The organism is Mycetohabitans sp. B2, from assembly GCF_021733735.1.
Lineage (GTDB): Bacteria > Pseudomonadota > Gammaproteobacteria > Burkholderiales > Burkholderiaceae > Mycetohabitans > Mycetohabitans rhizoxinica.
Genome location: NZ_JAHKSP010000148.1, coordinates 1 through 401, shown reverse-complemented (window position 1 = coordinate 401; position 401 = coordinate 1). Strand labels below are relative to the sequence as shown.

1 protein-coding gene is annotated in these 401 nt (G+C 56.1%); it reads left to right on the top strand.

Annotation, left to right across the window (positions count from 1 at the left end):
* Nucleotides 1-401: AMP-binding protein (locus KPG66_RS17155; protein WP_237071648.1), on the top strand; the 401-nt coding region annotated here is incomplete at both ends.

Here is a 401-nt window from a genome sequence, read left to right as displayed (position 1 = left end):
TGCCTTAGATGTGGGTCCGGAAGTCGTGGTGGGACTATGCGCCGAGCGCTCGCTTGAGGCAATCATTGGCCTATTAGGCATTCTGAAGGCGGGCGGTGCGTATTTGCCGCTGGATCCCAGCCATCCGGCCGAACGCTTAGCATCTATGTTGCGCCAGGCGAGCGTCGCGGTGTTGGTGACGCAATCCCACCTTGAAGCGAGGCTGCCTGAAATCCAGGCACGACGTATTGATCTGGATACGGACTGGGCCAAGATTGCCGCGTGTCCCAAGACACGACTGGACAGTGGAGTCACGGCCGAGCATCTTGCTTACATGATTTATACGTCAGGCTCGACAGGGCAGCCTAAAGGGGTGATGCATTCGCATCGTGGCGTTGTCAATTATTTAAGTTTTCTGACTC